The 13,043-nt window shown below is 41.1% G+C and carries 12 protein-coding genes; all 12 read left to right on the top strand.

Annotated elements, in window-relative coordinates:
- Window positions 1-3 precede the first annotated feature (3 nt).
- The 12 genes from C7E02_RS14155 (at window position 4) to C7E02_RS14095 (ending at window position 12,991) form a co-directional block, all read left to right on the top strand.
- On the top strand, window positions 4-1,842 hold the full coding sequence (locus C7E02_RS14155) for a cache domain-containing sensor histidine kinase (RefSeq protein ID WP_105309922.1): 1,839 nt from the start codon (window positions 4-6) through the stop codon (window positions 1,840-1,842).
- The gene (locus tag C7E02_RS14150) at window positions 1,829-2,815 is read left to right on the top strand and encodes a substrate-binding domain-containing protein (RefSeq protein WP_105309921.1); all 987 of its coding nucleotides are present in this window, start codon (window positions 1,829-1,831) and stop codon (window positions 2,813-2,815) included. The genes C7E02_RS14155 and C7E02_RS14150 overlap by 14 nt, the downstream gene beginning before the upstream one ends.
- Complete coding sequence (locus tag C7E02_RS14145; protein WP_105309920.1) at window positions 2,808-3,857, top strand: galactose ABC transporter substrate-binding protein; 1,050 nt, start codon at window positions 2,808-2,810, stop codon at window positions 3,855-3,857. Before C7E02_RS14150 ends, C7E02_RS14145 begins: the two co-directional genes overlap by 8 nt.
- 7 nt (window positions 3,858-3,864) lie before the next feature.
- Window positions 3,865-4,434 (top strand): DUF6553 family protein, encoded by a 570-nt coding sequence (locus C7E02_RS14140; RefSeq protein WP_029731172.1) that lies wholly within the window; start codon window positions 3,865-3,867, stop codon window positions 4,432-4,434.
- A 137-nt stretch (window positions 4,435-4,571) separates the two neighbouring features.
- Window positions 4,572-5,852: a galactokinase gene (locus C7E02_RS14130; protein WP_105309918.1), complete on the top strand. Its 1,281-nt coding sequence runs from the start codon at window positions 4,572-4,574 to the stop codon at window positions 5,850-5,852.
- A 19-nt stretch (window positions 5,853-5,871) separates the two neighbouring features.
- Window positions 5,872-7,368, top strand: coding sequence for a UDP-glucose--hexose-1-phosphate uridylyltransferase (galT, locus tag C7E02_RS14125; RefSeq protein WP_105309917.1), 1,497 nt, complete (start codon window positions 5,872-5,874; stop codon window positions 7,366-7,368).
- Window positions 7,369-7,606: 238 nt separating this feature from the next.
- Window positions 7,607-8,503, top strand: a complete 897-nt coding sequence (locus C7E02_RS14120) for a DegV family protein (protein WP_105309916.1) — start codon at window positions 7,607-7,609, stop codon at window positions 8,501-8,503.
- Between the two features lie 161 nt (window positions 8,504-8,664).
- The gene (locus C7E02_RS14115) at window positions 8,665-9,162 is read left to right on the top strand and encodes a sigma-70 family RNA polymerase sigma factor (protein WP_105309915.1); all 498 of its coding nucleotides are present in this window, start codon (window positions 8,665-8,667) and stop codon (window positions 9,160-9,162) included.
- 11 nt (window positions 9,163-9,173) lie between these two features.
- Window positions 9,174-10,598: a hypothetical protein gene (locus C7E02_RS14110; RefSeq protein WP_242978888.1), complete on the top strand. Its 1,425-nt coding sequence runs from the start codon at window positions 9,174-9,176 to the stop codon at window positions 10,596-10,598.
- Window positions 10,599-10,911: 313 nt separating this feature from the next.
- Entirely contained in the window at window positions 10,912-11,571 is a 660-nt protein-coding gene (locus C7E02_RS14105) for an amino acid ABC transporter permease (protein ID WP_105309913.1), read from the top strand.
- Window positions 11,552-12,226, top strand: coding sequence for an amino acid ABC transporter permease (locus tag C7E02_RS14100; RefSeq protein WP_005333655.1), 675 nt, complete (start codon window positions 11,552-11,554; stop codon window positions 12,224-12,226). The genes C7E02_RS14105 and C7E02_RS14100 overlap by 20 nt, the downstream gene beginning before the upstream one ends.
- A 6-nt stretch (window positions 12,227-12,232) precedes the next feature.
- Window positions 12,233-12,991 (top strand): amino acid ABC transporter ATP-binding protein, encoded by a 759-nt coding sequence (locus C7E02_RS14095; protein WP_005339924.1) that lies wholly within the window; start codon window positions 12,233-12,235, stop codon window positions 12,989-12,991.
- Window positions 12,992-13,043: the final 52 nt, after the last annotated feature.

Genomic DNA, 13,043 nt, shown 5'->3' with positions numbered 1-13,043 from the left:
CATATGAGGGAAAAAGAAAGCGTGAAGAAAAGAAAAGGCGGATTTAACATACAATCCATTATCATGTCTGTTCTTATGGCATCGACACTGATTACAATTACTATAATGGGATTGCTGCTTTACCACAGATTCAAACTGGCAATGGATAATACCGCTGTATCGAATACGGAAGCAACGGTAGAAAGCAGCGTGGACCGGTTGAATTCTGATCTGTTAGATATCAGACAGATTTTTAATGCGGCTAACTACAATATTATTCAGGAATTTGATATTTCCAGTCAGGAATTTGCAAAGCAGTGCAGTCTGCTGTATGAGACGAATTCAGATAAGATACAGAGTATGGCATTGTATGGAAGTGACGGAAATCTTATTGCTTCAGAGCCGGTATCTTTAGAAAAAGAAAATGTAGAGATTAAAAACCAGGACTGGTATCAGAATGCGGAAAATGCGATTGAAAATATTCATTTTTCCATGCCTCATGTACAGAACTTGTTCCAGGACGGAGCTTATCGGTATCATCGAGTCATTTCGCTCAGTCGTTCGGTTGATATTAACGACGGAGATAGACCGGGGAGCGGAGTGCTTCTGGTAGATATGAAATATTCTGTTGTTGAAAATGTTTTAAAGCAGATCAATGAGTCTTCGGACGGAGTTTACTATTATGTTTGCAATCGGGACGGGGAGCTTCTCTATCATCCAAGAAGAGCAGAGATAGACCGTGAATTATTCAAAGAGAACAGCCTTAAGGCAGCAGGATATGAGGATGGAGTCTATGAGATATCGTCTGGCAATGGTAAAGAAAATGTTATTGTCGGAAGTATTTCCTATACAGGCTGGAAACTGATCGGTGTGATACCGGAAAGTGTGCAGACAGCCAATATTAACAACTTCAGATATTATATTTTTACAACGATTATTATATTGATGATGCTGCTTTTGGAGGGAAACCGGTTAATTTCCCAGAAATTATCAAAGCCGCTCCGCGAGTTAGATGCTTCCGTGAAGGCTTATGAAGCCGGAGAAAAACCAGATATTTATATTGGAGGCTCTTTGGAAGTACGACATCTTGGATATTCCGTGCAGAAATCATATGAACAGATTGAACAGTTGATGGAAGAAATTATGCGTCAGCAAAACGAGCGGAGAAAAAGTGAACTGGATGCGCTTCAGAGTCAGATCAATCCACATTTTCTTTATAATACGTTGGAATCTATCACCTGGATGGTAGAAGCACAGAAGAATCGAGAAGCGGTCATTATGATTTCTGAGCTTGCAAAACTGTTGAGAGTCAGCCTGTCAAGGGGCAAGACGATTATTCCAATCAAGGATGAGCTTCAGCATAGCCGTAGTTATATGAATATTCAACTGGTACGCTATAAAGAAAGATTTAAGATAGATTTTCAGATAGATGAAGAACTTTATAATTACTGTATTGTAAAGCTGGTCATCCAGCCTATTTTGGAAAATGCGATCTATTACGGAGTCGGACATATGGATGAAGACGATGATGGAAGAATTGTAGTATCCGGGGAAAAGAAAGACAATGATATATACATTCGTATAGAAGATAATGGAATGGGAATGCGCAAAGAAGTGTTGGAAAATATTTTGACAGATAACAACAAAGTTCCAAAACATGGGTCAGGAGTCGGAGTTATTAATGTTCATTCCCGAATTAAACTGATGTTTGGTGAAGGATACGGACTTACTGTCTACAGTGAACCTGATGAAGGAACGAAAGTCGTTATTCACATTCCGGCAATCCCATACACAAAAGAAAATGCAGAAAAGTTGGAAATGCAAAAATACAGCCAGAGGGGGAAGGCATATGAAAAAGAATAAAATAACATTCTTTGCTATGGAATTGATTCTTCTTGTATTGGCACTGTTTTTTGTGTGGAAGATTTTTATTCAGAACGTGCCGGAAAAAAGAGTAGCCGTAATACTTCCGGAATCCGGAGACCAGAGATGGGATTCTCTGATCAAAGGAATGAAGCAGTCGGCAAAAGAGAATCATATACATCTGGTCATTTGCAACACAGATGATATTGAAAATGCAGAAGCAGAAAAAGAAGCTATCGAAGAGCAGAAAAATAATCATATCGATGCATTTATTGTGCTTCCTGCACCTGGAACAGATACAAAAGAGATGTTGACAAAAGAATGTTCAGATGTTCCGGTTATTTTGGTCGTGGAAGATCTGTATACCGAAGACGCAGAAGCAACATCGAAGTTTTCGGTAGTCGCACCAGATTACTATGAGATGGGAAAATATATTGGCGGACAGATAAATTCAAGAAAACAGACCATAGGAATTGTTGTGAGAAGGAAAGATACGGAAGCGGCAGCCAGTGCGGTCCGCGGGCTTATGGATGCACTGGAAGGTTCCGACTGTCAGATCCTATGGCATTATTATCAGGAAAAAGACCAGGATGTCTGCGAGAAAGTGAAAGAACAGCCAAAAGTAGATACGCTGGTAGTGTTAGATCCCGGTGTATTAGATCAACTGGGAGACCAGTTTGAAGAAACGCAGGAGGAAGCACAGGAAGAAACACAAGAACAGGGAGCAGGAACGAAGATTTATGGGATCGGAAGCAGTATGAAAGCAATTGCACTTCAGGATTACGGAAAGACACAAGGGCTTGTCGTACTGGATGGATATGAGATAGGATATAAAAGTGTAGAAGAAATTGCAAAGAAAATAAAAAACAGACTTTACAAAATGGAAAGCCACGAAACGGAAGTAAAGATTATGGATCAGGATACTAAGCTTTTAGATGACGAAATAGAAAGGTTTTTATATTCCTATGAGTAAAAAATGTAGAAAAAAAAGTGTCTGTGCAGTTGTTGTAATGGTAGCGATGCTGTGTATTTCCGGCTGTGGATCAGGAAAAATAAAATCTGATAAAGTGTTGCGTGTAGGTGTTGTAACATATACACAGGATGATCCCTTTATCAATGCATTGGCAGATAAGCTAAAAGAAAATCTGAAATCTATGGAAACAGAAGATATGAAGATTACCGTATCTGTAAAAAATGGAAATGATGATCAGCAGGATCAAAATGATATAGTGGAAGGGATGATTGATGCCGGTTGTGATGTTTTGTGCGTCAATCTGGTAGACAGAACTGCTCCGTCCCGGATCATCAGGCTGGCAAAACAGAATGACATCCCGATTATTTTCTTTAACAGGGAACTGGTCTGGGAGGATTTGATGCAGTGGGAAGACCTGTATTATGTAGGTTGTGACGCAGAACAATCTGGAGTGATGCAGGGAGAGATAGCGGCAGATTATATTAAAAATCATCCGGAAGTAGACAAGAATCAGGATGGTGAAATACAATATGTATTGTTGGAAGGAGAAGCTGGGCATCAGGATGCAATCAGCAGAACGGATTTCTCTGTAAAAACATTGATCGAGAAAGAGATAAATCTGGAAAAATTAAGTTATCAGTTCGCAGATTGGAACCGGGGACAGGCCGAAAACCGAATGAACCGCCTGATCAGTCAGTATAAAGATGGAATTGAACTTGTCATTTCTAACAATGATGAAATGGCACTTGGAGCTGTGGAGGCATATCGAAAAGCCGGATATGAACAGGCAGAGTGGCCGGTCATTTTCGGTATTGATGGATTAGATGATGCATTGGAAGCAATAAAAGCTGGTGAAATGCAGGGGACAGTGTATAATGATAAAGAAGATCAGGCGTTGCAGATAGCGAAGCTAGCTGTAGAGATTTTTCAAGGAGAAGATGTGAACCGAAACAAGTTAAAAGAAGGCAGGTATTATGTTTCTGAGTATCAGCCGGTATACAGCAGTAATGTGGAAGATTTTATAAAACGACAGACGAGGTAAGAAGTGAATGGAAGCAGTATGGATCGAGACATTTTATCAGGAGACAGATGCGCCAAAAAGGCTGGAATTACTAAAACAGAATACAGAAAATGAATTAACGCAGGCGGATGTGTTCCGAAAAAAATTATGGGTCGCCAGATATGGAAAGAGAAAACCGACAAAAGATGCATTCGTAGGAAGCCTGATGGAACTGAAATGTCTGGCAGAAGGCACATCGTTAGATTTTGGCGGACAAAGAAGAAAACAGGCAGCAAAGATTATTAGTACATTATGTCTGGCAGATGCAGATTCTTTGGACGAAGAATTAAGAGAAAATCTTCTACTGGAATTAAAAAATGTCTTTTTGAAATTTATGGAAGTCAGCAGAGACGGAAGAGGATTTACTTCACTTGTGTTTGGAATGGGACAGTTATCGGATGAGGGAGTTGTGAAAAAAATCGCGGAACAGATCAGCGCCATTGCATTTCAGGCACCCCATGCATTGCACATGGATAAAGAATTTGCCCTTCTACAGGAGGCGGCCCTTCAGGCATTTCGTCAGGAATACCCGAACCGGGAACATTTTCTGAAAAAATAAGCATGTTAAATATATTAACATATAAATGATGCCAGGGTTGTGGGAGTGCAACGCACGTAACAATCCGTAGGCATCATAGTTGGGGCTTTTGCCCCCAACATCATATAAAATCATATAGGAAAGGCAGGAACTATATTTTGAAAAAGTGGAATGAAGTATATCAGATGGTAAAAAATGGAGATTTGGATGCGTCACTTCTGAAGACCGGGTGTGAGAATCTGAAGGCAGCAAGAGAAAGAGCCACACATGTGATGGAAGGATTTAAGGAGAGCTTTGGAGCAACAGAAGATACGATGGTCGCACTTTGTTCTGCGCCTGGGCGTACAGAAATCTGTGGAAATCATACCGATCATCAGCATGGACGAGTGCTGGCGGCAGCAGTGAATCTGGATTTTCTGGCATGTGTCGCATTAAACGGAACGAGTGTTGTGCATTTTCAGTCAGAAGGCTGGCCAATGACAAGTGTTGATCTTGCTGATCTGGAAGTGAAGGAAGAAGAAAAAGAAACAACTGCTTCTCTGATAAGAGGCGTGCTGGCCAAGCTTCATAAAGCAGGATATCCGGTAGCAGGCTTTGATATGTATGTGACATCAACGGTATTGCCTGGATCCGGACTGTCTTCCTCCGCAGCGTGTGAGGTGCTGATTGGAACAACGGGAAATCATCTGTTTTGTCAGGACAAGTTTGATGCAGTAGAAATCGCAAAAATCGGTCAGGCAGCAGAAAATGAATATTTTGGGAAACCATGTGGATTGATGGATCAGACTGCTTCTTCCGTGGGAGATGCAGTAGCCATTGATTTTAAAGATCCGGCAAACCCGATAGTAAGATCCATCAATGCGGATCTTACAGGACTGGGACTTGCACTTTGTATCATCGACTGTGGTGCGGATCATGCAGCACTTACCAATGAATATGCGTCTATTCCGGAAGAAATGAGCAAAGTGGCAGCGCATTTTGGTAAAAAAGTACTTCGCGAAGTCAAAGAAGAAGATCTGCTGGCAGATCTGGCACAGGTCAGAAAAGAAGCAGGAGACCGGGCTGTTCTCAGGGCTTTACATTTCTATGCAGATGACAGAAGAGCTGCAGAGGAAGCAGATGCACTGGAGCGGAAAGATAAAGAGGCGTTTTTAAATCTTGTAAAAGAGTCCGGACGTTCTTCTTGGGAACTTCTTCAGAATATTACACCGGCAGCAGCCATCACACATCAGGACATGGCAGTTGCATTGGCCGTGGCTGAGAAAGCGCTGAATGGAAAGGGCGCATGCCGCGTACATGGAGGTGGATTTGCCGGAACAATCCAGGCATTTGTCCCGGTGGAAGATGTGTGTAAATTTAAGAAAACGATGGAAACTATGTTGAGTGAAGGATGCTGTCATGTATTGAGTATCCGTCCGGCGGGTGGACTTATCCTTTAAAGAGTGAGGGGGAAATGAGATGAATCGAAATGAAGCAATTACTGCGTTAGTGAATTATGCATTGGAGAAAGAGCTGATCGAGCAGGAAGAAAAAGTATGGGCAGTAAACCGGATCTTGGAGGTTATGCAGGCAGATTCTTTCTCATGGGAAGAGTCAGCAAAGGGAAAAGAAGCTGGTCTGACAGAGATACTGGACACATTGATCGATGATGCATATGAGCGTGGCGTACTGGAAGAAAATTCAGTCGTATACCGCGATCTTTTTGATACAAAACTCATGGGCAGCCTGACACCGCGACCGGTACAGGTGATGAAGAAGTTTCAACAACTTCAGGAAGAATCTTCCCAGAGGGCAACGGACTGGTATTATCAGTTCAGTCAGGACACGAATTATATCCGAAAGGACAGAGTTGCGAAAGATATCCGTTGGAAGACCGAGACAGAATATGGTGAGATTGACATTTCCATCAACCAGTCAAAACCGGAAAAAGATCCAAAAGCAATCGCAGCAGCAAGAAACCAACCAGCTTCCGATTATCCACGCTGCATGCTCTGCGAGGAGAATGTGGGATATGCCGGACGACTCAATCATCCGGCAAGACAGAATCACCGTATTGTACCAGTGACAATCAACAATACTGACTGGTATTTGCAGTATTCTCCATATGTATATTACAATGAACACTGCATCTGTTTTAATAAAGTGCATACACCGATGAAAATTGATAAAGCCTGCTTTGCGAAGTTATTAGATTTTGTAAGACAGTTCCCGCATTATTTTGTTGGTTCCAATGCAGATCTTCCGATTGTTGGAGGGTCCATTCTGGCGCACGATCATTTCCAGGGCGGACATTATACATTTGCAATGGAACGCGCACCGATTAAGACGGAGATTTCTTTTGAAGGATACGAAGATGTAAAAGCAGGAATTGTAAAATGGCCAATGTCTGTTATTCGTTTAAATGCAAAAGAACCGGAAAGATTAATTAATCTTGCGGATAAAATTCTTGGAAGCTGGCGTGGGTATACAGATGAAGCAGCTATGATTCTTGCAGAGACAGATGGAGAACCTCACAATACAATCACCCCAATTGCCCGTCGCAGAGGAGAAGATTTTGAATTAGATCTGGTGCTTCGAAACAATCTGACAACGCCGGATCATCCGCTTGGAATTTATCATCCACATGAAGAGTTCCATCATATTAAGAAGGAAAATATCGGCCTGATTGAAGTTATGGGATTGGCAATTCTTCCGGGACGTCTGAAAAAAGAGCTGGAGGCAGTGGAAGAAAAACTCCTTTCCGGTGAGGATATGACAGAAGATCCGCTGACCAAGTCTCATGCAAAGTGGGCGGCAGATATTGCAGCGAACTACGAAATTACAGCAGAAAATGTAAAAGAAATCGTTCAGAAAGAGACTGGAATTGTCTTTTCAAAGGTTCTGGAACAGGCCGGAGTTTACAAACGGACACCAGAAGGAAAAGAAGCATTTTTGAGATTTATAAATCAAGTATAAAGTGACAAGAGATCCAAACTTAAAGCATACGGTTTAATTCTAAAATTTTAGAAAATTATTTGCCCAAAGCGTGTACATAATACTGCCTTTGTGTTATACTGTTTTACGTTTCTATAAGAAGTAGTATTAGAAACTATGTATTAGAATAATTCATTCTGTACCCCTGATATTTTCGGGGTATGCAAAGGAAATCAGAACAATATAGAATCGTAATTTCATGAGATGAGAGGTAGTAGTTATGCAAAAGAAAGTTCAGATCGTCAGTGACGGATCACTGGATCTTCCACAGGAAATCACAGATGCACATGATATAGAAGTCGTACCATTTTATGTATCATTTAACGGTGAGACTTATCAGAAAGAAATAGAAGAGATTGGAATTCGGGAATTTTATCAGGAAATGGTAGACCACCCGGATGTATTTCCAAAATCATCTATGCCGTCAGTGGATGATTTTTATCAGACATTTGTAAAAAGTGCAAAGGAAAATATTCCAGTGATCTGCATCTGTATTACGACAAAATTCAGTGGCTCCCTGCAATCTGCAACGGTTGCAAAAGAGATGGTAAAGGACGAATATCCAGAGGCCAGGATCACAGTTATTGATTCCACGGTCAATACCGTTCTTCAGGGACTTTTTGTACTGGAGGCATGCAGAATGCGTGACATGGGATTGGATTATGAGGAAATCATTGAAAGAATCCTTCCTATCCGTGAGACCGGCCGGATCTTCTTTACAATCGGAAGCATTGATTATTTAAGACATGGCGGACGAATCGGAAAACTTGCGGGGATAGCAGCAGGTGCACTGGGGATAAAACCGATGATTACATTGAAAGAAGGGGAAATCTTCAGTTCCGGACTTGCAAGAAACCGCATCAAATCCATGAAAAAGGTTGTGGAGATGACAAAAGATTATCTGGATGAAACCCATGCAAAACCAGGCGAGTACAGCTTCTGCATCGGCTATGGATACGATTATGAGGAGGCAGTAAAATTCCGGGAGATGTTAAAAGATCTTGTAAAAGAACGCCTTGGAATTGAAGAGATTGAAATCCGCCAGATCGGTGCAACGATCGGGGTACACACAGGACCATATCCAATAGGGGTTGGAATTATAAAAAAAGCAGAGTAGGCAGGGAAAATTTCATAATTCGTTATCAAAAGATAGCTGTCCTGAAAATATTTACGATACAGGGCAGCTATTTTTTTCATATTTTTCGGGATATTTTTGATCTATATGCGTCTAATCTATGTAAGAAAAAATAAATCGGCCGATATAAAGGTGGTGTTAAAGTGACAAAAGAGCAATTGGGAGTACTGATTCTCGACTGCGAGAGGCAGTTATATTCTACAGCCAAGACAATCTTATACAGTGATCAGGACTGTGCTGATGCCATTCAAGATACGATTGTAAAGGCATTTTCCAAGATTCAAACATTGAAAAATGACAAATATGCAAAAACATGGCTGATTCGGATCCTGATCAATGAATGTTATACCATTTTGCGAAAATCCAGTAAACTGACTTCGTTGGATGTGATGGATGAGCAGACGAAGGAAGAAAAAATAATGATGACAAAGGAAAAGGCTGATTACAGTGAATTGTACCAGGCAATCAATGCATTAAAAGAAGAATTGCGACTTCCGGTAATTTTGTATTATATTGAGGATTTTAATATCCGGGAAATCGCACAGATTCTGGATATTACAGAAGGTGCAGTACAGAAACGACTTGCCAGGGCAAGAGGAAAACTTAGGTGCAATCTGCGAGAAAGTGAGGCGGCGATATGAGGTTTGAAGATATGAAAAACAATATTCCGGAGACTCCGGATTTTATCCATGTAATGATACAAAATGAAGTAGACAGACAGCTTCATGGAACTACAATTATACAGATTTCGAAGAAAAGGAAGAAATGGAACGGTGCAAGAGTGGCAGTGGCAGCAATGGTCTGCGTGCTGGCAACTTCCACAGCAGCTTATGCGGGTGTGAAAATGTACCGCATGTATGTGGAAAAACAGGGCGATTACAGTGTGAAGACGGGGATAACATCAGAAAATAAATTAGCAGATCTTCCGGCGCAGATTCACGATATTGATTTCAAGACCGGATATATTCCGTATGGCATGAAATGGGTAGACGAGTCACATCTGGAATATCCGCAAAGCAAACGTATGGGTGGATTTAGTTTTGCGTCCGTACTTTTGGACAATGATGATCTGAATCAGGCACTGGAAAATAAAAATGTTGTCGAGTCCGAGGAGAGAACATTTGGCAAATACGAAGGTGTATATCTGAAATATAACAATTTAAAGACTGAAAAAGGTGCATTTGACCAAAGAATCTATCTCTTATGCCCGGATAAATACCGTGTGATCACAATCTATATCGGAGATGATGTATCGAAAGATGATGCTGTGAAAGTAGCAGAAAATCTTGAGATTACAGAAAATGACAAGATGATGGAAACAGCGAAGATGTATACCTGGAGCGATGAGGTCAACTCGAACGTTGAGACCGGAGATGAAATGGTAACGTCTGTGTCTGAGGATAAATTAAAGGTGTACAAGATTGGCGAAGATTTTACATTATCTGTATCAGGAGAAGATAAAGACGGAAACAATATCGTAAATGATAAAATTTCTGCCCACGTAGATTCAGTTCAGACAGCGGATGATCTGAAGTTGCTTAACGGTGCAGACTTACCGGAAGAATGGGAAAATGTAATCGATTCCAACGGAAAACTTGTAAAGAATAAAGTTTCTTATATCAAATCCGGTGATGGTGTCAATACAGTAGATCAGGTCGTAAAGACAGAAAATGTAAATCAGAAACTTGTTTATGCAACAGTCACGTATACAAATAATTCAGATCAGGAAATCAAACACATGTTGTATATCGGAAATCTGGCATTGATTCGTCATGAAAACGGTGAATATCATATTTATAATGCAATGGAACAGTCCGGTAACGGATATGACCGTGTGAGTTGGGACGGCGTGGCGCATACTGCAGAAATGACCTACAGTAGTGTGCGAGAAGATTATGGGAATGGTGGTAATTATATTTCGTCTCTGCAACCGGGCGAGAGCATTCAGGTCAACATGGCATGGATCGTCAATGAAGATAATCTGGCGGATATGTACCTGAATCTGGATGGCGAAGGCGGTTCCTATGATTTTAACGAAGGTATGCTGGAAGCAGGAGTTGTGGATATCAGAAAGTAGAAAAAAGCCGACACTTTGCGAAGAATGCAAAGTGTCGGCTTTTTTTGTTTCTTGAAGATTCATAACTTATATAAGTTGGTATGCATATAATAGAATCAGGCAATGTTGATAAAAAATATCTATGATGCCGGCAAAGCGTGTTTTACTTTAAACTGCTATAGTCAACATCTATAACTGGATATTGATTATAGGTTTGAGTAAAAACCAACATTTCATATAAAACCTATTGACTAGCTAGGAAAAGAGTGATAACATTGCTTTCATGAAATCGAAAGGAGCAAGAGATTAAAAATCGTGAGAGAGGGGTAAGGCAATGAACTGGGAATTTATTATCAAATATTTGCCAATGTATGAACGAGCCGCCTTGCTGACTGTAAAACTTGGATTAGCCGGAGTTATCTGTGCAATTATCGTCGGACTGATCTGTGCGATCATCCAGTATGAAAAAGTACCGGTCGCAAGACAAATTGTAGCGGTCTATATCGAACTCAGTCGAAATACACCACTGCTTGTACAATTATTTTTTATATATTATGGACTTCCAAAGATTGGAATTCAGACAGATCCGCAGACATGTGGAATCGCAGGACTGACATTTCTTGGAGGAAGTTATATGGCAGAAGCGTTTCGAAGCGGACTGGAGACAGTCGCAGAGGTTCAGACAGAAAGCGCATTGAGCCTTGGCATGAACCGACTGCAGGTTATGCGGTACGTGGTACTGCCACAGGCATTTTCAATAAGTGTACCGGCCTTTATGGCAAATGTAATCTTTCTTTTGAAAGAAACGAGTGTCTTTAGTGCAGTCAGTCTTATGGACCTTATGTTTACCGCAAAAGACTTAATCGGACTTTATTACAAGACAACAGAAAGCCTGTTTTTACTGGTAGTCTTTTATCTGTTGATCTTACTTCCAATTTCGATATTGGGAAGTCTCTTGGAAAGGAGGCTGCGTTATGCCGGATTTGGGGATTAGTGTTTTATTAAAAGGACAGAACTTCATGCGAATGCTGGCAGGACTTGGAGTGGCATTGAAGATTAGCCTGATTTCCGTAGTCATAAGCATTCCACTTGGAATCGTACTGGGAGTTTTGATGACCTGGAAAAATCCAATTACCAAAGCGATTCTTCGCATTTACCTGGAAATTGTACGAATCATGCCACAAATGGTACTGTTATTTCTCGTATTTTTCGGGACAACGCGAGCGTTTGGCTGGGACTTATCAGGAGAAAATGCATCAATTATAGTATTTACATTCTGGGGAGCAGCTGAAATGAGTGACCTGGTAAGAGGGGCGCTTATCAGTATCCCGAAACATCAATATGAAAGCAGCGAGGCATTAGGATTGAGCAAAGTGCAGACTTATTGGTACATCATCATTCCGCAGACACTTCGCAGACTCATTCCGCTATCCATCAATCTGATCACACGAATGATTAAAACTACAAGCCTGATCCTGATGATCGGTGTGGTGGAAGTGCTGAAAGTCTCACAGCAGATCATCGAGGCAAATCGAATGAGCAGTCCAAATGCTGCATTTGGCATTTATCTTGTAGTATTTTTATTATACTTTTTCGCATGCTGGCCAATCAGTATGCTAGCAAAATATCTGGAAAGAAGATGGAGGTGATAGATTGTGGCAGAGACATTACTTACAGTAGAACATCTGATAAAAAAATATGGAGATCAAGTCATCTTAGATGATGTAAGTCTTGACGTAAAGAAAGGCGAAGTCATTGTGGTAGTTGGTCCAAGTGGCTGTGGAAAGAGTACATTACTTCGATGTATCAATGCCCTGGAGCCAATCCAGGGCGGCGTGGTCAAACTGGGAAGTGAGGTCATTGACCCGAAAAGCAAATCTCTGACCCGCCTCAGACAGAAAATAGGAATGGTGTTTCAAAGCTATGATCTGTTTCCACATCTGACTGTATTAGATAATATTTTACTGGCACCTACGAAAGTCCAAAAACGCTCAAAAGATGAAGTGAAAGAAGAAGCCATGAAGCTTCTTAGAAGAGTTGGACTGGAAGAAAAAGCCGGAAGTTATCCAAGAGAGCTTTCCGGAGGACAGAAGCAGCGAGTTGCAATTGTCCGTGCATTGTGCATGCACCCGGAAATCTTACTTTTCGATGAAGTAACAGCAGCACTTGACCCGGAAATGGTCCGTGAAGTACTGGACGTAATCTTAGACCTGGCAGCGCAAGGCAGAACGATGATAATTGTTACCCATGAAATGCAGTTCGCCAGAGCTGTCGCAGACCGGATCATATTTCTGGAAGGCGGAAAAATACAAGAAGATGAAACACCAGATGAGTTTTTCGAACACCCGAAGACAGATCGGGCGAAAAAATTCTTGAATACATTTACATTTGAGTCTGTAAAGAGAGATATTTGAATCCATCTGTAACGGGAAATTTTTAGAAAAAGCAAGACTCATAAGAGTTTTG

This window comes from Dorea sp. Marseille-P4042, from assembly GCF_900290215.1.
GTDB classification, from domain to species: Bacteria; Bacillota; Clostridia; order Lachnospirales; family Lachnospiraceae; genus Dorea; species Dorea formicigenerans.
This window is presented reverse-complemented; position numbering and strand designations above follow the sequence as displayed.

Bases quoted from the DNA above. Each gene is read 5' to 3' on its own strand.
- C7E02_RS14150 (WP_105309921.1), top strand. From the start codon at position 1,829: ATGAAAAAGAATAAAATAACATTCTTTGCTATGGAATTGATTCTTCTT.
- C7E02_RS14120 (WP_105309916.1), top strand. From the start codon at position 7,607: ATGCAAAAGAAAGTTCAGATCGTCAGTGACGGATCACTGGATCTTCCA.
- C7E02_RS14100 (WP_005333655.1), top strand. From the start codon at position 11,552: ATGCCGGATTTGGGGATTAGTGTTTTATTAAAAGGACAGAACTTCATG.
- galT (WP_105309917.1), top strand. From the start codon at position 5,872: ATGAATCGAAATGAAGCAATTACTGCGTTAGTGAATTATGCATTGGAG.
- C7E02_RS14105 (WP_105309913.1), top strand. From the start codon at position 10,912: ATGAACTGGGAATTTATTATCAAATATTTGCCAATGTATGAACGAGCC.
- C7E02_RS14110 (WP_242978888.1), top strand. From the start codon at position 9,174: ATGAAAAACAATATTCCGGAGACTCCGGATTTTATCCATGTAATGATA.
- C7E02_RS14155 (WP_105309922.1), top strand. From the start codon at position 4: ATGAGGGAAAAAGAAAGCGTGAAGAAAAGAAAAGGCGGATTTAACATA.
- C7E02_RS14140 (WP_029731172.1), top strand. From the start codon at position 3,865: ATGGAAGCAGTATGGATCGAGACATTTTATCAGGAGACAGATGCGCCA.
- C7E02_RS14145 (WP_105309920.1), top strand. From the start codon at position 2,808: ATGAGTAAAAAATGTAGAAAAAAAAGTGTCTGTGCAGTTGTTGTAATG.